Consider the following 18,177-nt stretch of genomic DNA (forward strand, 5'->3'; position numbering starts at 1 on the left):
CGCGGATCAGCGATTGTCGATCTCCGATGGGGGACGCCGGTATGGGTGCAACAGGTCGTACGGACGACGGCCGCGGCCGGCCCGGCAGCAGGCTGTCCGGGGCGGCGGTGGCCCTCGGCTGCCTGCTCTTCCTCGGCGGCTTCGTCTGGGGCGCGTTCGTCTACCAGCCGTACACGGTGCCCACCGGGTCGATGACCCCGACGGTCGAGGCGGGCGACAAGGTCCTCGCGCAGCGCGTGGACGGCAGCGAGGTCCGGCGCGGTGACGTGGTGGTCTTCAACGACCCGGAGTGGGGCAACACCCCCATGGTGAAGCGGGTCGTCGGGGTCGGCGGCGACAAGATCGCCTGCTGCGGCAAGGACGGCCGCCTCACGGTCAACGGCATACCCATGGACGAACCGTATCTGCGGTCGCCCGGCCGCGCCTCGGCCCAGGACTTCACCGCCGAGGTCCCCAAGGGCCAGCTCTTCCTGCTGGGCGACGACCGCACGGTCTCGCTGGACTCCCGGGTCCACCTGGAGGACGCCGTGCACGGCTCGGTGCCCCAGGACGCCGTGGAGTCCAGGCTCGACGCCGTGGCCTGGCCGCTGGGCTCCATGATCGACCGGCCCGAGGCGTTCGCCGCGCTGCCGGGCGGTATCTCGTCGGCCGGGCCGCTGCGGCTCCAGCTGACCGCCATGGTGGTGGGCGTCGTGCTCATCCTGGGCGGGGCGGCGTACGGCCCGCTCGCGGCCCGGGCCGCCCGGCCGAAGCGGAGCGCGCAGCCGAAAGCGACCGCCGGTGTCCGCTGAGGTGCGCAGGGTCGCCCGTCTGGTGCTCCTCGATCCGGACGACCGGATTCTGCTGATGCACGGCTTCGAACCGGAGGACCCGGCCCGCACCTGGTGGTTCACCCCGGGCGGCGGCCTGGAGGGCGACGAGACCCACGAGCGGGCCGCCCTGCGCGAGCTGGCCGAGGAGACCGGGATCACCGATGTCGAACTGGGCCCGGTGATCTGGCGGCGCCGGTGCTCCTTCACCTTCGACGGCCGGCGGTGGGACCAGGACGAGTGGTACTTCCTGGCCCGTACGGCACAGACCGCCACGGACACCAGCGGCCACACATGGCTGGAACGCCGCAGTGTCACGGAGCTGAGGTGGTGGACCTCCGCCGAACTGTCGGCGGCGCGTGAGACGGTGTACCCCACCGGGCTCGCCGACCTGCTCCGGAGGCTGCTCGACGAGGGCCCTCCGCGTACGCCGGTGGACCTGGCGCCCGGAAGCGGCTGAGCTCCGGGGCGCCGGAGCCCGGCGCACAATGGGGAAACGCACGGCTGAAGGGGAACATGCCAATGAGCGCCGAGGACCTCGAGAAGTACGAGACCGAGATGGAGCTGAAGCTCTACCGGGAGTACCGCGATGTCGTCGGTCTGTTCAAATTCGTGATCGAGACCGAACGGCGCTTCTACCTCACCAACGACTACGAGATGCAGGTGCACTCGGTCCAGGGCGAGGTGTTCTTCGAGGTGTCCATGGCGGACGCCTGGGTCTGGGACATGTACCGGCCCGCCCGGTTCGTGAAGCAGGTACGGGTGCTCACGTTCAAGGACGTCAACATCGAGGAGCTCAACAAGAGCGATCTCGAACTTCCGAGTGGCTGAGTTATCCACAATCGCCCGCTTGTCCACCAAGATCCACTGAAGTAGGGCGGACGCGTCAGAGTCGGTGCCGGAGGTGGTGCCGATATGAACGCACGGGGGGCTCTCGGGCGGTACGGCGAGGACCTGGCGGCGCGGCTGCTGGCCGACGTCGGCATGTCCGTACTGGAACGGAACTGGCGCTGTCGCGCCGGTGAGATCGACATCGTCGCGATGGACGGGGACGCGCTCGTCATCTGCGAGGTGAAGACCCGCAGGTCGGGCACGTACGAGCATCCGATGGCCGCGGTCACCCCGGCCAAGGCCGAGCGGCTGCGCCGGCTGGCCGCGCTCTGGGTGGAGCGGCACGGCGGTCCGCCGCCGGGCGGGGTGCGCATCGACCTGGTCGGGGTGGTGCTGCCCGAGCGCGGCGCGCCCCTGGCCGAGCACGCGCGGGGGGTGGCCTGATGGGGTTCGCACGTGCCTGCTCGGTCGCCCTGGTCGGCGTCGAGGGTGTGGTGGTGGAGGTCCAGGCGGACCTGGAGGCCGGTGTGGCGGCGTTCACGCTGGTGGGCCTGCCCGACAAGAGCCTGGTGGAGAGCCGGGACCGGGTCAGGGCGGCCGTGGTCAACTCCGGCGCGGAGTGGCCGCAGAAGAAGCTCACCGTGGGGCTCTCCCCGGCCTCGGTGCCCAAGGGGGGCTCGGGCTTCGACCTGGCCGTCGCCTGTGCGGTCCTCGGCGCGGCGGAGCGGATCGACCCCCAGTCGATCGCCGACGTGGTGATGATCGGGGAGCTGGGGCTCGATGGCCGGGTGCGCCCGGTACGGGGTGTGCTCCCCGCGGTCCTGGCGGCGGCCGACGCCGGCTACCGCCAGGTGGTCGTCCCGGAACAGACCGCGGGCGAGGCGGCCCTCGTCCCCGGCGTCTCCGTGCTCGGGGTGCGCAGCCTGCGGCAGCTGATCGCGGTGCTGTGCGACGAGCCGGTGCCGGACGAACAGCGGTCCGAGGAGGAGGGGCGCCCCGATCCGATGCTCGCCGGGCTGATGGTGCCCGGCGCCGGACTGGGCACCGGCCTCGCCAGGGACCCGGCGGCGGGGGACGGCGCCCGGCCGGACCTCGCGGACGTGGCGGGCCAGAAGCGGCCGCGCAAGGCCCTGGAGGTCGCCGCGGCCGGCGGCCACCATCTGCTGCTGACCGGTCCGCCGGGCGCGGGCAAGACCATGCTGGCCGAGCGCATGCCCGCGATCCTGCCGCCGCTCACCCGGCAGGAGTCCCTCGAAGTGACCGCCGTCCACTCGGTGGCCGGCATCCTGCCACCGGGGGAGCCCCTGATCGCCCGGCCGCCGTACTGCGCGCCGCACCACTCGGCGACCATGCAGTCGCTGGTCGGCGGGGGCAACGGACTGCCCAGGCCGGGGGCCGTCTCGCTCGCCCATCGCGGCATCCTCTTCCTGGACGAGGCGCCGGAGTTCTCCGTGAAGACACTGGACGCGCTGCGCCAGCCCCTGGAGTCCGGGCACGTCGTGGTGGCCCGCAGCGCGGGGGTGGTGCGGCTGCCGGCCCGGTTCCTGATGGTGCTCGCCGCCAACCCGTGCCCCTGCGGGCGCCACACCCTGAGCGGTGACGGCTGCGAGTGCCCGCCCTCGGCGGTGCGGCGGTATCAGGCCAGGCTCTCCGGGCCGCTGCTCGACCGGGTGGACCTCAGGGTGACCGTCGACCCGGTCACGCGGGAGGACCTGATGGGGCGGGGCGGCCGGGGCGAGTCCACGGAGACCGTCGCCGCCCGGGTCCGGGAGGCCCGGGAGCGCGCGGCCGAGCGGCTGGCCGGCACGCCCTGGACGACCAACAGCGAGGTGCCGGGACACGAGCTGCGGACCCGGCTGGCCGCGGCCCCGGGCGCGCTGATGGCGGCCGAGCGGGACATGGAGCGCGGGCTGCTCACGGCCCGGGGCCTGGACCGGGTGCTGCGGGTGGCGTGGACGGTCGCGGACCTGCGCGGAGCGGCCCGCCCGGACGCCTCGGACGTGGCGGCCGCCCTGGAACTGCGCAGCGGCATCCCGCGCGGGGTGCCGCTGGGGGCGGGGGCGCCATGACGGGCCACGGCGGGGGAGCCGGGCTCGTGTACGGCGCGGACCCGGGGGCGGGCGGAGGCGCGGGCCCGGGCGCGGCGGAGCGGCTGGCCCGGGCGGCGCTGACCCGGGTGCTGGAGCCCGGCGACGAGCGGGGCGGGCGGTGGCTGCGGGAGTGCGGCGCGGTCGGGCTGTGGCGCCGCATCACGGACCCGGCCGGGGAGGCGGAGCGGCTGCGCGGCATGACCGTGCGGCGGCTCGCGGGCTACCGGCTCCGGGCCGCCCGGGCCGACCCGGAGCGGGATCTTGCCGCCGTCGCGGCGGTCGGCGGGCGCTTCGTCTGCCCCGGCGACCGCGAGTGGCCGACGCAGCTGGACGACCTGGGCGACGCGCGGCCGACCGGGCTGTGGGTGCGGGGCGGGCCCGATCTGCGGCTCTGGGCGCTGCGCTCGGTCGCCGTGGTCGGCGCCCGCGCCTGCACCCCGTACGGGGCGCACATGGCGACGACGCTGGGCGCGGGGCTCGCGGAGCGCGGCTGGGTGGTGGTCTCGGGCGCCGCCTTCGGGGTGGACGGCGCGGCGCACCGGGGCGCGCTGGCGGCGGGCGGGGCGACGGTGGCGGTGCTGGCCTGCGGGGTGGACGTGGCCTATCCGCCGGGCCACGCCGAGCTGATCGCCCGGGTGGCCGGGCAGGGGCTCGTCATCGGTGAGCTGCCGCCGTCCGAGCACCCGACGCGGAGCCGGTTCGTCCTGCGGAACAGGGTGATCGCCGCGCTGACGCGGGGGACGGTGGTCGTCGAGGCGGAGTACCGCAGCGGTTCGCTGGTGACGGCGCGGGTCGCGCAGCGGCTGGGGCGCTTCACCATGGGCGTCCCCGGGCCGGCGACCAGCGGTCTGTCGGCCGGTGTCCACGAACTCCTGCGCGGGGAAGGCGTGCTGGTGACGGACGCCGCCGAAGTGGCCGAGCTGGTGGGCGACATCGGGGACCTGGCGCCGTCCAGGAGCGGTCCGGTGCTGCCCCGGGACCTGCTGGACGCCGTCGCCGGGCGGGTGCTGGACGCGCTGCCGGCGCGCGCCGCCGTCGATGCCCGGGAGGTGGCGCGGGGCGCCGGGACGAGCGCCGACGAGGCCCTCGGCAAGCTGTACGAACTGCACTCACTGGGATACGTCGAACGCGTGGGCGAGGGATGGAGGTTGACGCGGAGGCCGACTTGTCGGGACGACGCGCGGCGAGGCGGTTCTTGACCTGGGGCATTCGGGTGAAAAGGTGATGCCGATGACCTCGGCGGACGCTTCGACGGTGACTCCGGGGCCGGTGAGCGCCCGGTCGGCATCCTCTATCCTGCGCGCACCGCGACAGCCCAGTCACGCTACGCTCACAAGGATTCCGCCCCAGAGACAAGTCCCAGTACTTCACGGCAGAACGGCTCAAGGCACCACATGCCCCAGCACACCTCCGGGTCTGACCGCGCGGCAGTTCCACCGGCTGCGCGTGGCACTGTGCGCCCTCCCGCCCCGTCCTCGCTCGACGAGTTGTGGCGCTCGTACAAGACGACCGGCGACGAACGGCTGCGGGAGCAGCTGATCCTGCACTACTCGCCCCTGGTCAAGTACGTCGCCGGGCGGGTGAGCGTGGGCCTGCCGTCCAATGTGGAGCAGGCGGACTTCGTCTCGTCCGGGGTGTTCGGGCTGATCGACGCGATCGAGAAGTTCGACATCGAACGGGCCATCAAGTTCGAGACGTACGCGATCACCCGCATCCGGGGCGCGATGATCGACGAACTCCGGGCACTGGACTGGATCCCGCGCTCCGTGCGGCAGAAGGCGCGCGCCGTCGAGCGCGCCTACGCGACGCTGGAGGCGCAGCTGCGCCGCACCCCGTCCGAGGCGGAGGTCGCGGCGGAGATGGACGTCACGCTGGACGAACTGCACGCCGTCTTCAGCCAGTTGTCCCTGGCCAACGTGGTCGCGCTGGAGGAACTGCTGCATGTGGGCGGCGAGGGCGGCGACCGGCTGAGCCTGATGGACACGCTGGAGGACACCGCCGCCGACAATCCGGTGGAGGTGGCGGAGGACCGGGAGCTGAGACGGCTGCTCGCCCGGGCGATCAACACCCTCCCGGACCGCGAGAAGACGGTTGTCACGCTCTACTACTACGAGGGCCTCACCCTCGCCGAGATCGGCAACGTCCTCGGGGTCACCGAGAGCCGGGTCAGTCAGATCCACACCAAATCGGTGCTCCAGCTCCGCGCGAAGCTGGCCGACGCCGGGCGCTGAGCGGGCCCGCCGGACGCCCGGGCCGGGAACCTCGGCCCGCGCGCGTACCTCCCGGCGGCTGTCGCCGTAGAGTGGAGGCGTGCCCAGGATTCGAGCGGCCTCCGTGGCCGAGCACCGGACCATGCAGCGCGGCGCCCTCCTGGACGCAGCGCGCTCCCTGCTGTCCGAAGGGGGCACGGAAGCGCTGACCTTCCCCGCCCTCGCCGAACGCACGGGCCTCGCCCGGTCCTCCGTCTACGAGTACTTCCGCTCCCGCGCCGCCGTCGTGGAGGAGCTCTGCGCCGTCGACTTCCCCGTCTGGGCGGCCGAGGTGGAGAGCGCGATGGAGCGGGCCGGGACGCCCGAGGAGAAGATCGAGGCGTACGTACGGCGCCAGCTCGACCTGGTCGGGGACCGGCGCCACCGCGCCGTGGTCGCCATCTCCGCCAGCGAACTGGACGCGGGCGCCCGCGAGAAGATCCGGGCCGCGCACGGCGGGCTCATCGCCATGATCGTGGAGGCGCTCGGCGACCTCGGCCACGCGGAGCCCCGCCTCGCGGCCATGCTGCTCCAGGGCTCCGTGGACGCCGCCGTCCGACGTATCGAGCTGACCGTGGCGGAGGAGCCCGGCGTCATCGCCGACACCGCCGTCGCCATGATCCTCGACGGCGTCCGGGGCGCCGGCACCCGCGACTGACCCGGCCGCGACCGACCCGGCCCCGCCGGCACCCGCGACCGACCCGGCCGCGACCGACCCGGCCCCGCCGGCACCGGCGGCCGACCCCGCCGCGCCGACGCCCGCGACCGACCCCGCCGCGACGGCCACCGCCACGGCACGGCGAGCACCACCAGCAGGGCGGGCCCGACGGCCCCGTGCGCGACCGGCGCCCCCGCCTCCAGCGCACCCGGCAGCGGCACCCCGTACACCGGCAGCAGGCGCGAAGGGCCGCGTCGCAGCAGTGACGGCGGCAGCAGCGACAGCGGGTCCAGATACGCCTCCCCCCGGCGCAGCCCCCAGTGCAGGCAGCCCGCCGCGCAGTGCGACGGCCCCGCCTCCAGCACCGCCACCGCCTGCCCCGCCGCGACCTCGTCGCCCTTCGCGACCAGCGGGCGCACCGGCTCGTACGTCGTCCGCAGCGGGGGGTCGCCCGACCCCGTGAGCTCGACGGAGACCACCCCGCGCCCGGCGACCGCCCCCGCGAACGAGACCCGGCCCGCGGCGGCGGCCAGCACCGCGGTGCCCGGCGCGGCGGCCAGGTCCACGCCCCGGTGGCCCGGCCCGTAAGGCCCGGCGGGCGGCTCCCATCCCCGCAGCACCGGGGGACGGCCGGCCAGCGGCCAGACACGTTCGCCGGTGCCCGCCGCCACGGCGGCGCCCGGCCATCCGCCCCACGCCGTCAGCGCGGCGAGCACGACGGCCCAGGGGAGCCACCCACGCACCCGTTCGCATGTGATTCGCATGGCGCCACCGTCCCCCGGACCCCGCCCGCGTGGGGATCATGAGCCGGATCTGTGGACTACCGGCCGGTTGTGGACAGCGCCGTCACCCGGCACCCGGACGGTCCCGTACACTTCTTCTGGCGGCCCGGGTCACCGGGTCGACTTCGCACGCCCCGCCACCACCCGCTCAGCGGAGGTGGCCGCGCCCCTCGGTCCCTTTGTGGCACGGCGCGCCGGGACGTCAGGCGCGACAGCAAACCCGCTGCCGCGATAACCGAGTACCTCAAGGAGTACGGCCATGGCCGTCGTCACGATGCGGGAGCTGCTGGAAAGCGGCGTCCACTTCGGTCACCAGACCCGTCGCTGGAACCCGAAGATGAAGCGCTTCATCTTCACCGAGCGCAACGGCATCTACATCATCGACCTGCTCCAGTCGCTGTCGTACATCGACCGCGCCTACGAGTTCGTCAAGGAGACCGTCGCGCACGGCGGCTCCATCATGTTCGTGGGTACGAAGAAGCAGGCCCAGGAGGCCATCGCCGAGCAGGCGACGCGCGTCGGCATGCCGTACGTCAACCAGCGTTGGCTCGGTGGCATGCTCACCAACTTCTCCACCGTCTACAAGCGCCTCCAGCGCCTGAAGGAGCTGGAGCTCATCGACTTCGAGGACGTGGCCGCCTCCGGCCTCACCAAGAAGGAGCTCCTGGTCCTCTCCCGCGAGAAGGCCAAGCTGGAGAAGACCCTCGGTGGTATCCGCGAGATGCAGAAGGTGCCGAGCGCCGTCTGGGTCGTCGACACCAAGAAGGAGCACATCGCCGTCGGTGAGGCGCGCAAGCTCCACATCCCGGTCGTCGCGATCCTCGACACCAACTGCGACCCCGACGAGGTCGACTACAAGATTCCGGGCAACGACGACGCGATCCGCTCCGTCACCCTGCTCACCCGCGTGATCGCCGACGCCGTCGCCGAGGGCCTCATCGCCCGCTCCGGCGCCGCGACCGGCGACTCCAAGCCGGGCGAGAAGGCCGCCGGCGAGCCCCTCGCCGAGTGGGAGCGTGACCTGCTCGAGGGCGACAAGAAGGCCGACGCCGAGGTCCAGTCCTCCGCCGAGACCGAGAAGGACGCCGACGCCGACGCGAAGCCGGAGGCCATCGCCGCCGAGCAGGCCGAGGCCGAGACCGAGGCCCCGGCCGCGGACGCCGAGCAGGCCTGACACCCGTCACGGCTGAAGACGGCGGGGGCCGGTGCACTGGCACCGCCCCCGCCGTCCACCCGTAGATCTTTCAGACTTCGAGAGAGAACACAGACTCATGGCGAACTACACCGCCGCTGACGTCAAGAAGCTCCGCGAGCTCACCGGCGCCGGCATGATGGACTGCAAGAAGGCGCTCGACGAGGCCGACGGCAACGTCGACGGCGCCGTCGAGGCGCTGCGTATCAAGGGCCAGAAGGGCGTCGCCAAGCGCGAGGGCCGTTCCGCCGAGAACGGCGCGGTCGTCTCCCTCGTCTCCGAGGACAGCACCTCCGGTGTCCTCGTCGAGCTCAAGTGCGAGACCGACTTCGTCGCCAAGGGTGACAAGTTCCAGGCCGTCGCCAACGCCCTCGCCGCGCACGTCGCCGCGACCTCCCCGGCCGACCTGGAGGCGCTGCTCGCCTCCGAGATCGAGCCCGGCAAGACCGTCCAGGCGTACGTGGACGAGGCCAACGCCAACCTCGGCGAGAAGATCGTCCTGGACCGCTTCGCGCAGTTCCAGGGTGCCTTCGTCTCGGTCTACATGCACCGCACCATGCCCGACCTGCCCCCGCAGATCGGTGTGATGGTCGAGCTGGACAAGGCCGACGCCGACCTGGCCAAGGGCCTCGCCCAGCACATCGCCGCCTTCGCGCCGAAGTACCTCTCCCGCGAGGACGTCCCGGCCGAGGTCGTCGAGGCCGAGCGCCGCGTCGCCGAGGAGACCACCCGCGCCGAGGGCAAGCCCGAGGCCGCCCTTCCGAAGATCGTCGAGGGTCGCGTCAACGGCTTCTTCAAGGAGGCCACCCTCCTCGGCCAGCCGTACGCGCTGGACAACAAGAAGTCGGTCCAGAAGGTTCTGGACGAGGCCGGTGTCACCCTGAAGCGCTTCACGCGTATCAAGGTCGGCATCTGAGTCCGTCCGCGAAAAACGGCGGACCCGGTAGGGTCTGGTGCAGTCGACGGCCGCACACCGCCGTACGACCGCAGATCTGACGAGGAGGCCATTGCCGCAAGGGACACCAGACCCACCGGCAATGGCCTTCTTCGTATGTGCACGAGGAGAATCCCCATGAACAAGGGCGCGGACGCCGCCAAAGACGACGACAAGCGCGAGGACGGCAAGGTGCGCGGACGCTTCATGCTGAAGCTGTCCGGAGAGGCGTTCGCCGGTGGCGGGGGCCTCGGTGTCGACCCCGACGTCGTGCACGCCATCGCCCGCGAGATCGCGGCCGTCGTCCGGGACGGCGCGGAGATCGCGATCGTCATCGGCGGCGGCAACTTCTTCCGCGGCGCCGAGCTCCAGCAGCGGGGCATGGACCGGGCGCGCTCCGACTACATGGGCATGCTCGGCACCGTGATGAACTGCCTCGCCCTCCAGGACTTCCTGGAGAAGGAGGGCATCGACTCCCGTGTCCAGACCGCCATCACCATGGGCCAGGTCGCGGAGCCGTACATCCCGCTGCGCGCCGTGCGGCACCTGGAGAAGGGCCGCGTCGTGATCTTCGGCGCCGGCATGGGCATGCCCTACTTCTCCACCGACACCACCGCCGCCCAGCGAGCCCTGGAGATCGACGCCGAGGCGCTGCTCATGGGGAAGAACGGCGTGGACGGGGTCTACGACTCCGACCCGAAGACCAACCCCGCCGCGGTCAAGTTCGACGCGCTGGAGTACAGCGAGGTGCTCGCCCGCGACCTCAAGGTCGCCGACGCCACCGCCATCACGCTCTGCCGCGACAACGCACTGCCGATCCTCGTCTTCGAGCTCACCGCAGCGGGCAATATCGCCCGCGCGGTCAAGGGTGAGAAGATCGGCACGCTCGTGAGCGACCAGGACACCCGCGCCTGACCACCGGCGCGTCCACCGGTGAGGCCCGGTGGAACAGGGGCGCGGGACCGCCCCGGAAGATGGACAACGGCCTGCCGGTCGGACACCGTGCAGGTGAGGACGCGACGCAGGACCCGCCGGGCCCGCCGGGCCCGTTCAAGACACGCAGGAGCACGTGGTGATCGAAGAAACCCTCCTTGAGGCCGAGGAGAAGATGGAGAAGGCCGTCGTCGTCGCGAAAGAGGACTTCGCCGCGATCCGTACCGGCCGTGCGCACCCGGCGATGTTCAACAAGATCGTCGCCGACTACTACGGTGCGCCGACCCCGATCAACCAGCTGGCCTCGTTCTCGGTGCCCGAGCCCCGTATGGCCGTCGTGACGCCGTTCGACAAGACCGCGCTGCGCAACATCGAGCAGGCCATCCGCGACTCGGACCTGGGCGTCAACCCGAGCAACGACGGCAATATCATCCGGGTCAACTTCCCGGAGCTGACCGAGGAGCGTCGCCGCGACTACATCAAGGTCGCGAAGACGAAGGCCGAGGACTCCAAGATCTCGATCCGCGCCGTCCGTCGCAAGGCCAAGGAAGCGCTCGACAAGCTGGTCAAGGACAAGGAGTCCGGCGAGGACGAGGTGCGCCGCGCCGAGAAGGAGCTCGACGACACCACCGCGAAGTACGTCGCGCAGGTGGACGAGCTGCTGAAGCACAAGGAAGCCGAGCTGCTCGAAGTCTGATGAACGACTCTTCCTGGGGCGCTCCGCAGGGCGCCGGCCAATGGGTCGCGCCGGAGATGCAGGGCGCTGCGGCGGGTCCTGCCTACGATGTGCATGACGCCCAGCAGACTCGGCCCATGCCCATCGTGCCGGACGTTCCCGACGCAGGTAGAGACGCTGAAGACCGTGATCACCGGGACCAGGGGGCCGGACGCCTGAGCGGCGGCCCCCTGTTCCGCGACGAGAAGCCGCAGGAGCCCATGCCGACCGCGCCGCCGCCCCCGCCCCCGCCGCCGCAGAAGAAGCGCGCGGGCCGGGACCTGGGAGCCGCCATAGGGGTCGGCCTGGGGCTCGGTGCCCTGGTCGTCGTCTCGCTCTTCGTCGTCAAGGCCGTCTTCGTCGGCGTCATCGTGCTCGCCGTCGTGGTCGGCCTGTGGGAGCTCACCTCCCGGCTGGAGGAGCGCAAGGGCATCAAGGCGTCCCTCGTGCCGCTCGCCGTCGGCGGCGCCGCCATGGTGATCGCCGGGTACGCGCGCGGGGCCGAGGGTGCCTGGATCGCCATGGCCCTGACCGCCCTGGCGGTGCTCGTCTGGCGGATGGCCCAGCCGCCCGAGGACTACCTCAGGGACGTCACGGCGGGCATCTTCGCCGCGTTCTACGTGCCCTTCCTGGCCACCTTCGTCGCCATGCTCCTGAAGGCCGACGACGGCCCGCAGCGGGTGCTGACCTTCCTGCTGCTGACCGTGGTCAGCGACACGGGGGCGTACGCGGTCGGCTGGCGGTTCGGCAAGCACAAGCTGGCGCCGCGCATCAGCCCCGGCAAGACGCGCGAGGGCCTGTTCGGGGCGGTCACCTTCGCCATGGTGGCCGGTGCGCTGTGCATGCAGTTCCTGATCGACGACGGTTCCTGGTGGCAGGGGCTGCTGCTGGGCCTCGCGGTCGCGGCCAGCGCCACCCTGGGCGACCTGGGCGAGTCCATGATCAAGCGGGACCTGGGCATCAAGGACATGGGCACGCTGCTCCCGGGCCACGGCGGGATCATGGACCGGCTGGACTCGCTGCTGCCGACCGCCCCGGTGGTCTGGCTGCTGCTGGTGCTGTTCGTCGGCTCCGGCTGAGACCGGACCGCACACATGGCTGAGGGGCCACCGCTCACGAGCGGTGGCCCCTCAGCCATGTGGTGTCAGCCGCGCTCGCGCAGTGCCGTCCGCATGCCGCGGTTCAACGCCAGCGACCGGCGGCGCATCCACAGGATCCAGACGCAGAACGCCGCCATGAACAAGGCGAAGGCCAGCGGGAACAGCAGAGAGCCCCCGGTGGTGGCGGCGAGTACGCACATGGCGACGACGATCAGGCCCATGAACCCCATCCAGAACGGGAGCCACCGCTTCCCTCGTTCCATCTTCCCCAGATGCTCGTCGACCAGTCGCCGCATCACGGCCCGTTCCTCGGGGTCGTTCGGCACCTCACGGTGGCGGATCTTGCGGTCGAGGCCGGCGATGGCACCCGGGGACGCGCCCGTCGCCCGGCTCGTGCGCCTCCGCTGGAGGGCCATGGCCACCATCACGACGACGGTGTAGACGGCGGCCTGGACCAGCCACATGGCCGGGGGGTCGTCGTGGCGTAACAGCGCGTTCAGGCCCACGCCGAGTCCGAAGACCACCAGGCCCTGCCCGATCAGGCTGTCGTTGAACCAGTGTTTGACGGTGTGCACGGCACCTACCTCCTGCGGCGGCTGCTGCGGAACTCCCTGTATTGACCCGGTTACCCCGTGAGCCGCCCCTCACCGCGACGCACCGGGACAGCTCCGCGCGTCTGCCACACTGGAAGAACCATGCCTAAGCCCGGAGAACTCACTTTCGTCGCGCCCCGCGGAGCCAAGAAGCCGCCGCGGCATCTCGCCGACCTCACGCCCGCCGAGCGCAGGGAGGCCGTCGCCGCGATCGGCGAGAAGCCGTTCCGCGCCCAGCAGCTCTCGCAGCACTACTTCGCGCGGTACGCGCACGACCCGGCCGAGTGGACCAACATCCCGGCCGGATCGCGGGACAAGCTCGCCGAAGCGATGTTCCCCGACCTGATGTCCGTCGTCCGGCACATCAGCTGCGACGACGACACCACCCGTAAGACCCTCTGGAAGCTGCACGACGGGACGCTGGTCGAGTCCGTCCTGATGCGCTACCCGGAGCGGGTCACGATGTGCATCTCCTCACAGGCCGGCTGCGGGATGAACTGCCCGTTCTGCGCGACCGGGCAGGCCGGTCTCGACCGCAATCTGTCGACCGCGGAGATCGTCCACCAGATCGTGGACGGCATGCGCGCGCTGCGCGACGGCGAGGTCCCGGGCGGGCCCGCCCGGCTCTCCAACATCGTGTTCATGGGCATGGGCGAGCCGCTGGCCAACTACAACCGCGTCGTCGGCGCGATCCGCCGGCTGACCGACCCCGAGCCCGACGGCCTCGGCCTCTCGCAGCGCGGGATCACCGTCTCCACCGTCGGCCTGGTGCCCGCGATGCTGCGGTTCGCCGACGAGGGGTTCAAGTGCCGCCTCGCGGTCTCGCTGCACGCCCCGGACGACGAGCTGCGCGACACCCTCGTGCCGGTCAACACCCGGTGGAAGGTGCGCGAGGTGCTGGACGCCGCGTGGGAGTACGCGGAGAAGTCGGGCCGCCGCATCTCCATCGAGTACGCCCTGATCCGCGACATCAACGACCAGGCGTGGCGCGGCGACCTGCTGGGCCGCCTCCTCAAGGGCAAGCGCGTCCACGTCAACCTGATCCCGCTCAACCCGACGCCCGGCTCCAAGTGGACCGCCTCGCGGCCCGAGGACGAGCGGGCGTTCGTGGAGGCCATCGCGAGCCACGGCGTCCCGGTCACCGTCCGCGACACCCGGGGCCAGGAGATCGACGGCGCCTGCGGGCAGCTGGCGGCCTCCGAGCGCTGAAAGCGGGCCCGGACCACGGCCGAAAACGGCCGTGTAGCCTGGGGCCGAAATCAACTTCATATTCCGACAGGGGAGCGCCACAGCGCTGAGAGTGCGGCACCAAGGACAGGTTGGCCGCAGACCCTCTGAACCTCGCCCGGGTCATTCCGGGTAGGAAGTTCGGACCTTACTCAAGCTGTTGCGCCCTGCCCGCTTCCGGCTCCGGCCGGTGTGCGGGCGGGGCCGCGTCTCTTCCTGGTCACTCCAGGAGGAATCACACATGAGCACCACCCAGAAGGCCGCGGTGGCGGCCGTCGCCGCCGCGCTCGGCGTCACCGCGCTGGCCGGCTGCGGAAGTTCCGACGACTCGGCTTCCGGTTCCGGTTCGACCAAGGGCACCGGCTCCAAGACCGTCACGCTGGTCAGCCACGACTCCTTCAACGCCTCCAAGGACGTCCTGAAGGAGTTCACCCGGGAGACCGGCTACACCGTCAAGGTCCTCAAGAGCGGGGACGCGGGCGCCGCCCTGAACCAGGAGATCCTGACCAAGGGCTCCCCGCGCGGCGACGTGTTCTTCGGCGTCGACAACACCCTGCTCTCGCGCGCCCTGGACAACGGCCTGTTCACCCCGTACGAGGCCAAGGGCCTGGACCGGGTCCCGGCCGATGTCCAGCTGGACGCGGACAAGCACCGGGTCACCCCGGTCGACACCGGTGACATCTGCGTCAACTACGACAAGAAGTACTTCGCCGACAAGAAGCTCGCGCCGCCGAAGACCTTCGCGGACCTGGCGAAGCCCGCGTACAAGGACCTGCTGGTCACCGAGAACGCCGCGACCTCCTCGCCCGGACTCGGCTTCCTCCTCGGCACCGTCTCCGCCTTCGGCGAGGACGGCTACCAGGACTACTGGAAGAAGCTGAAGGACAACGGCGTCAAGGTCGTGGACGGCTGGGAGCAGGCGTACAACGAGGAGTTCTCCGGCTCGGCCGGCGGCAGGAAGGCCAAGGCCGACCGCCCGCTCGTGGTCAGCTACGCCTCCAGCCCGCCCGTCGAGGTGCTTTACGCGGACCCGCAGCCGAAGACCGCCCCGACCGGGGTCGCCACCGGGACGTGCTTCCGCCAGATCGAGTTCGCCGGTCTGCTGGACGGCGCGAAGAACGAGGCGGGTGGCAAGGCCCTGCTGGACTTCCTCATCGGGAAGAAGTTCCAGGAGGACATGCCGCTCACCATGTTCGTCAGCCCGGTCGCGAAGGACGCGAAGGTGCCCGAGCTCTTCACCAAGTTCGGTGCCACCGCCGAGAAGCCGGCGACCGTCGCCCCGGACGCCATCGCCAAGAACCGTGAGCAGTGGGTCCAGTCATGGTCCTCGCTCGTAGTGAAGTAGCGAAGACTCCCGTACGCGGACCGGGCGCGCGCGGGAGATCCGCACGCGCCCGGGCCCGGCGCGGGACCGCGGTGCGGCTCGGCCTGATGGCCGTGCCCGTCGCGTTCTTCGCCGTGTTCTTCGCCTACCCGGTCGCCGCGATCGTGGGCCGGGGGCTCAAGGCGGACGGCGTCTGGCAGTTCGGCCGGTTCGGCGAGGTGCTGGCCCGGCCGGAGATCCTGGACGTCCTGTGGTTCACGCTGTGGCAGGCGCTCGCCTCGACCGCGCTGACCCTGCTGATCGCGCTGCCCGGCGCGTATGTCTTCGCCCGGTTCGAGTTTCCCGGCAAGCAGGTGCTGCGGGCCGTGGTCACGGTGCCGTTCGTGCTGCCGACCGTCGTCGTGGGCACCGCGTTCCTCGCGCTGCTCGGCCGCGGCGGGCTGCTGGACGAGCTGTGGGGCGTACGGCTCGACACCACTGTGTGGGCGATCCTGCTGGCGCACGTCTTCTTCAACTACGCGGTCGTCGTCCGCACCGTCGGCGGGCTCTGGGCGCAGCTCGACCCGCGCCAGGAGGAGGCCGCCCGGGTGCTGGGCGCGAGCCGGTTCACCGCCTGGCGCCGTGTCACGCTGCCCGCGCTCGCCCCGGCCGTGGCCGCCGCCGCGCTGATGGTTTTCCTCTTCACCTTCACCTCCTTCGGGGTCGTACAGATCCTCGGCGGTCCCGGATTCTCCACGCTGGAGGTGGAGATCTACCGGCAGACCGCGCAGCTGCTCGCCCTGCCCACGGCCGCGGTGCTGACGCTCGTGCAGTTCGCCGCCGTCGGCGCGATCCTCGCCGTGCACGCCTGGACCGTACGCCGCAGGGAGCGCGCGCTGAAGCTGGTCGACCCGGCGGTGACCGCGCGCAGGCCGCAGGGGGCCGGGCAGTGGACGCTGCTCGCCGGGGTCCTGCTGAGCGTGCTGCTGCTGGTCCTGCTGCCGCTCGCGGTACTCGTGGAACGCTCGCTCGGCGGTTCCGGTCTCGCCTACTACCGCGCGCTGACCTCGGCGGACGCCAACAGCGGTACGTTCCTGGTGGCGCCGATCGAGGCCATCGGCAACTCCCTGCGCTACGCCCTCGTCGCGACGCTGATCGCCCTCGTCGTCGGAGGGCTCGCCGCCGCCGCGCTGACCCGGCGGGCGGGCCGGCTCGTCCGGGGCTTCGACGCGCTGCTGATGCTGCCGCTCGGGGTCTCGGCGGTCACCGTCGGCTTCGGCTTCCTGATCACCCTGGACAAGCCGCCGCTGGACCTCCGTACCTCCTGGATCCTGGTGCCGCTCGCCCAGGCGCTGGTCGGGGTGCCCTTCGTCGTACGGACCATGCTGCCGGTCCTGCGCGCGGTGGACGCACGGCTGCGGGAGGCGGCGGCGGTGCTCGGGGCCTCGCCGCTGCGGGCCTGGCGCGAGGTGGACTTCCCGCTCGTACGGCGGGCTCTGCTGGTCGCCGCCGGGTTCGCGTTCGCCGTGTCGCTGGGCGAGTTCGGTGCGACCGTGTTCATCGCGCGGCCCGACAATCCGACGCTGCCGGTGGCCGTGGCGCGGCTGCTCGGCCGGTCCGGGGACCTCAACTACGGCCAGGCCATGGCCCTCAGCACCATCCTGATGCTCGTGTGCGCGGTGTCGCTGCTGCTGCTCGAACGCATCCGCACCGACCGATCCGGGGAGTTCTAGAGATGCTGACGCTCGAATTGGCCACCGTCCGCTTCGGCGACCGGGCCGCGCTCGACGGGGTCGACCTGGAGGTCGCCGACCACGAGACCGTCTGCGTCCTCGGGCCGAGCGGCAGCGGCAAGTCCACCCTGCTGCGCCTGGTCGCGGGCCTCCAGGAGCCGGACGGCGGCCGGGTCCTGCTCGACGGCACCGACCAGGACGGCATCCCGGTCCACCGGCGCGGCCTCGGCCTGATGTTCCAGGACCACCAGCTCTTCCCGCACCGCGACGTCGGCGCCAACGTCGCCTTCGGCCTGCGGATGCACGGCGTCGGCCGGGGCGAACAGGACCGCAGGGTCGCCGAACTCCTCGACCTCGTGGGCCTCCCCGGCGCCGAACGCCGCGCCGTCGCCGCGCTCTCCGGCGGCGAGCAGCAGCGCGTCGCCCTGGCCCGGGCCCTCGCCCCCAGCCCCAGACTGCTGATGCTCGACGAGCCCCTGGGCCAGCTGGACCGCAGCCTGCGCGAACGGCTCGTCGTGGAGCTCCGCGCCCTCTTCGGCCGCCTCGGCACCACCGTGCTCGCCGTCACCCACGACCAGGGGGAGGCGTTCGCGCTGGCCGACCGGGTGGTCGTGATGCGCGAGGGCCGCGTCGCCCAGGCCGGCACCCCGCTGGAGGTGTGGCAGCGCCCCGCCTCCGCCTTCGTGGCCCGGTTCCTGGGCTTCGACAACGTGGTCGAGGCGACCGTCGAGGGCGAGGCGGCGGACACGGAGTGGGGTGAGGTACCGGTGCCGGCCGGGTCACCGCAGGGCGCGTGCGATCTGCTGGTGCGTCCGGCCGGCGTCCGCATCGGTACCCCGGAGAAGGGCCTGCGCTGCGTCGTGGGCGCCCGCACCTTCCGGGGCAGCCACGTCGCCGTGACCCTGCACCCGGAACGCGGTCCCGTGCTGGAGGCCGAGTGCTCGCTGCGCGGGACACCGGAGGAGGGCGAGCGGGTGGGGATCACCTTCGACGCGTCGGAGTGCGTGGTGCTGCCGGCGCTGTTCTGA

The 18,177-nt window shown here is 72.1% G+C and carries 18 protein-coding genes, 1 pseudogene and 1 riboswitch; of the genes and pseudogenes, 17 read left to right on the plus strand and 2 right to left on the minus strand.

The window, feature by feature from the left end; genetic code table 11:
- Window positions 1-41 precede the first annotated feature (41 nt).
- From lepB to ACIQZN_RS04565, 8 genes are all read left to right on the plus strand, one after another.
- Complete coding sequence (gene lepB, locus ACIQZN_RS04530; protein WP_403988293.1) at window positions 42-791, plus strand: signal peptidase I; 750 nt, start codon at window positions 42-44, stop codon at window positions 789-791.
- Window positions 781-1,269, plus strand: coding sequence for an NUDIX hydrolase (locus ACIQZN_RS04535; protein WP_403988295.1), 489 nt, complete (start codon window positions 781-783; stop codon window positions 1,267-1,269). Before lepB ends, ACIQZN_RS04535 begins: the two co-directional genes overlap by 11 nt.
- A gap of 62 nt (window positions 1,270-1,331) precedes the next feature.
- A complete protein-coding gene (locus ACIQZN_RS04540) occupies window positions 1,332-1,640 on the plus strand; it encodes a DUF2469 domain-containing protein (protein ID WP_018102380.1) in 309 nt (102 codons plus the stop codon).
- A gap of 84 nt (window positions 1,641-1,724) precedes the next feature.
- Window positions 1,725-2,084, plus strand: a complete 360-nt coding sequence (locus tag ACIQZN_RS04545; RefSeq protein WP_403988297.1) for a YraN family protein — start codon at window positions 1,725-1,727, stop codon at window positions 2,082-2,084.
- The gene (locus ACIQZN_RS04550; protein ID WP_403988299.1) at window positions 2,084-3,709 is read left to right on the plus strand and encodes a YifB family Mg chelatase-like AAA ATPase; all 1,626 of its coding nucleotides are present in this window, start codon (window positions 2,084-2,086) and stop codon (window positions 3,707-3,709) included. Before ACIQZN_RS04545 ends, ACIQZN_RS04550 begins: the two co-directional genes overlap by 1 nt.
- Window positions 3,706-4,929, plus strand: a complete 1,224-nt coding sequence (dprA, locus tag ACIQZN_RS04555; RefSeq protein WP_403988301.1) for a DNA-processing protein DprA — start codon at window positions 3,706-3,708, stop codon at window positions 4,927-4,929. The genes ACIQZN_RS04550 and dprA overlap by 4 nt, the downstream gene beginning before the upstream one ends.
- A gap of 195 nt (window positions 4,930-5,124) precedes the next feature.
- Window positions 5,125-5,961, plus strand: a complete 837-nt coding sequence (whiG, locus tag ACIQZN_RS04560) for an RNA polymerase sigma factor WhiG (RefSeq protein WP_403988303.1) — start codon at window positions 5,125-5,127, stop codon at window positions 5,959-5,961.
- 103 nt (window positions 5,962-6,064) lie between these two features.
- Entirely contained in the window at window positions 6,065-6,637 is a 573-nt protein-coding gene (locus tag ACIQZN_RS04565; protein WP_073863156.1) for a TetR/AcrR family transcriptional regulator, read from the plus strand.
- A 344-nt stretch (window positions 6,638-6,981) separates the two neighbouring features.
- Here ACIQZN_RS04565 and ACIQZN_RS04570 read toward each other — a convergent pair.
- Window positions 6,982-7,401, minus strand: a pseudogene (locus ACIQZN_RS04570) (peptidoglycan DD-metalloendopeptidase family protein); the annotation flags it as partial.
- A 277-nt stretch (window positions 7,402-7,678) separates the two neighbouring features.
- Between ACIQZN_RS04570 and rpsB the strand changes: the two are divergent.
- The 5 genes from rpsB to ACIQZN_RS04595 all read left to right on the plus strand — a co-directional run bounded on the left by rpsB (window position 7,679) and on the right by ACIQZN_RS04595 (window position 12,272).
- Complete coding sequence (rpsB, locus tag ACIQZN_RS04575; RefSeq protein WP_383166060.1) at window positions 7,679-8,593, plus strand: 30S ribosomal protein S2; 915 nt, start codon at window positions 7,679-7,681, stop codon at window positions 8,591-8,593.
- Between the two features lie 97 nt (window positions 8,594-8,690).
- Window positions 8,691-9,527 (plus strand): translation elongation factor Ts, encoded by an 837-nt coding sequence (tsf, locus tag ACIQZN_RS04580; protein ID WP_093705743.1) that lies wholly within the window; start codon window positions 8,691-8,693, stop codon window positions 9,525-9,527.
- A 156-nt stretch (window positions 9,528-9,683) separates the two neighbouring features.
- A complete protein-coding gene (gene pyrH / locus ACIQZN_RS04585; RefSeq protein WP_403988306.1) occupies window positions 9,684-10,460 on the plus strand; it encodes a UMP kinase in 777 nt (258 codons plus the stop codon).
- Window positions 10,461-10,617: 157 nt separating this feature from the next.
- Window positions 10,618-11,175: a ribosome recycling factor gene (gene frr, locus ACIQZN_RS04590; protein WP_018102371.1), complete on the plus strand. Its 558-nt coding sequence runs from the start codon at window positions 10,618-10,620 to the stop codon at window positions 11,173-11,175.
- The gene (locus tag ACIQZN_RS04595; RefSeq protein WP_403988308.1) at window positions 11,175-12,272 is read left to right on the plus strand and encodes a phosphatidate cytidylyltransferase; all 1,098 of its coding nucleotides are present in this window, start codon (window positions 11,175-11,177) and stop codon (window positions 12,270-12,272) included. Before frr ends, ACIQZN_RS04595 begins: the two co-directional genes overlap by 1 nt.
- Window positions 12,273-12,337: 65 nt before the next feature.
- Here ACIQZN_RS04595 and ACIQZN_RS04600 read toward each other — a convergent pair whose 3' ends face one another.
- The gene (locus tag ACIQZN_RS04600) at window positions 12,338-12,868 is read right to left on the minus strand and encodes a hypothetical protein (RefSeq protein WP_403988310.1); all 531 of its coding nucleotides are present in this window, start codon (window positions 12,866-12,868) and stop codon (window positions 12,338-12,340) included.
- Between the two features lie 120 nt (window positions 12,869-12,988).
- Between ACIQZN_RS04600 and rlmN the strand changes: the two genes are divergently transcribed.
- The 4 genes from rlmN to ACIQZN_RS04620 all read left to right on the plus strand — a co-directional run bounded on the left by rlmN (window position 12,989) and on the right by ACIQZN_RS04620 (window position 18,177).
- A complete protein-coding gene (gene rlmN / locus ACIQZN_RS04605; RefSeq protein ID WP_164401695.1) occupies window positions 12,989-14,095 on the plus strand; it encodes a 23S rRNA (adenine(2503)-C(2))-methyltransferase RlmN in 1,107 nt (368 codons plus the stop codon).
- A 58-nt stretch (window positions 14,096-14,153) separates the two neighbouring features.
- Window positions 14,154-14,270, plus strand: a riboswitch (TPP riboswitch).
- 84 nt (window positions 14,271-14,354) lie between these two features.
- Window positions 14,355-15,458, plus strand: coding sequence for a thiamine ABC transporter substrate binding subunit (locus tag ACIQZN_RS04610; RefSeq protein WP_403988312.1), 1,104 nt, complete (start codon window positions 14,355-14,357; stop codon window positions 15,456-15,458).
- 86 nt (window positions 15,459-15,544) lie between these two features.
- Complete coding sequence (locus ACIQZN_RS04615) at window positions 15,545-17,149, plus strand: ABC transporter permease (RefSeq protein WP_403988314.1); 1,605 nt, start codon at window positions 15,545-15,547, stop codon at window positions 17,147-17,149.
- Between the two features lie 2 nt (window positions 17,150-17,151).
- Complete coding sequence (locus tag ACIQZN_RS04620; protein ID WP_403988316.1) at window positions 17,152-18,177, plus strand: ABC transporter ATP-binding protein; 1,026 nt, start codon at window positions 17,152-17,154, stop codon at window positions 18,175-18,177.

It is taken from the genome of Streptomyces sp. NPDC097595 (genome assembly GCF_044761525.1).
In the GTDB taxonomy this organism is placed as follows: Bacteria; Actinomycetota; Actinomycetes; order Streptomycetales; family Streptomycetaceae; genus Streptomyces; species Streptomyces drozdowiczii_A.

Coding starts and splice junctions, on each gene's coding strand:
- lepB (WP_403988293.1), top strand. CDS start 42: ATGGGTGCAACAGGTCGTACGGACGACGGCCGCGGCCGGCCCGGCAGC.
- ACIQZN_RS04540 (WP_018102380.1), top strand. CDS start 1,332: ATGAGCGCCGAGGACCTCGAGAAGTACGAGACCGAGATGGAGCTGAAG.
- ACIQZN_RS04545 (WP_403988297.1), top strand. CDS start 1,725: ATGAACGCACGGGGGGCTCTCGGGCGGTACGGCGAGGACCTGGCGGCG.
- ACIQZN_RS04550 (WP_403988299.1), top strand. CDS start 2,084: ATGGGGTTCGCACGTGCCTGCTCGGTCGCCCTGGTCGGCGTCGAGGGT.
- dprA (WP_403988301.1), top strand. CDS start 3,706: ATGACGGGCCACGGCGGGGGAGCCGGGCTCGTGTACGGCGCGGACCCG.
- whiG (WP_403988303.1), top strand. CDS start 5,125: ATGCCCCAGCACACCTCCGGGTCTGACCGCGCGGCAGTTCCACCGGCT.
- rpsB (WP_383166060.1), top strand. CDS start 7,679: ATGGCCGTCGTCACGATGCGGGAGCTGCTGGAAAGCGGCGTCCACTTC.
- tsf (WP_093705743.1), top strand. CDS start 8,691: ATGGCGAACTACACCGCCGCTGACGTCAAGAAGCTCCGCGAGCTCACC.
- pyrH (WP_403988306.1), top strand. CDS start 9,684: ATGAACAAGGGCGCGGACGCCGCCAAAGACGACGACAAGCGCGAGGAC.
- ACIQZN_RS04595 (WP_403988308.1), top strand. CDS start 11,175: ATGAACGACTCTTCCTGGGGCGCTCCGCAGGGCGCCGGCCAATGGGTC.
- rlmN (WP_164401695.1), top strand. CDS start 12,989: ATGCCTAAGCCCGGAGAACTCACTTTCGTCGCGCCCCGCGGAGCCAAG.
- ACIQZN_RS04610 (WP_403988312.1), top strand. CDS start 14,355: ATGAGCACCACCCAGAAGGCCGCGGTGGCGGCCGTCGCCGCCGCGCTC.
- ACIQZN_RS04615 (WP_403988314.1), top strand. CDS start 15,545: ATGGCCGTGCCCGTCGCGTTCTTCGCCGTGTTCTTCGCCTACCCGGTC.
- ACIQZN_RS04620 (WP_403988316.1), top strand. CDS start 17,152: ATGCTGACGCTCGAATTGGCCACCGTCCGCTTCGGCGACCGGGCCGCG.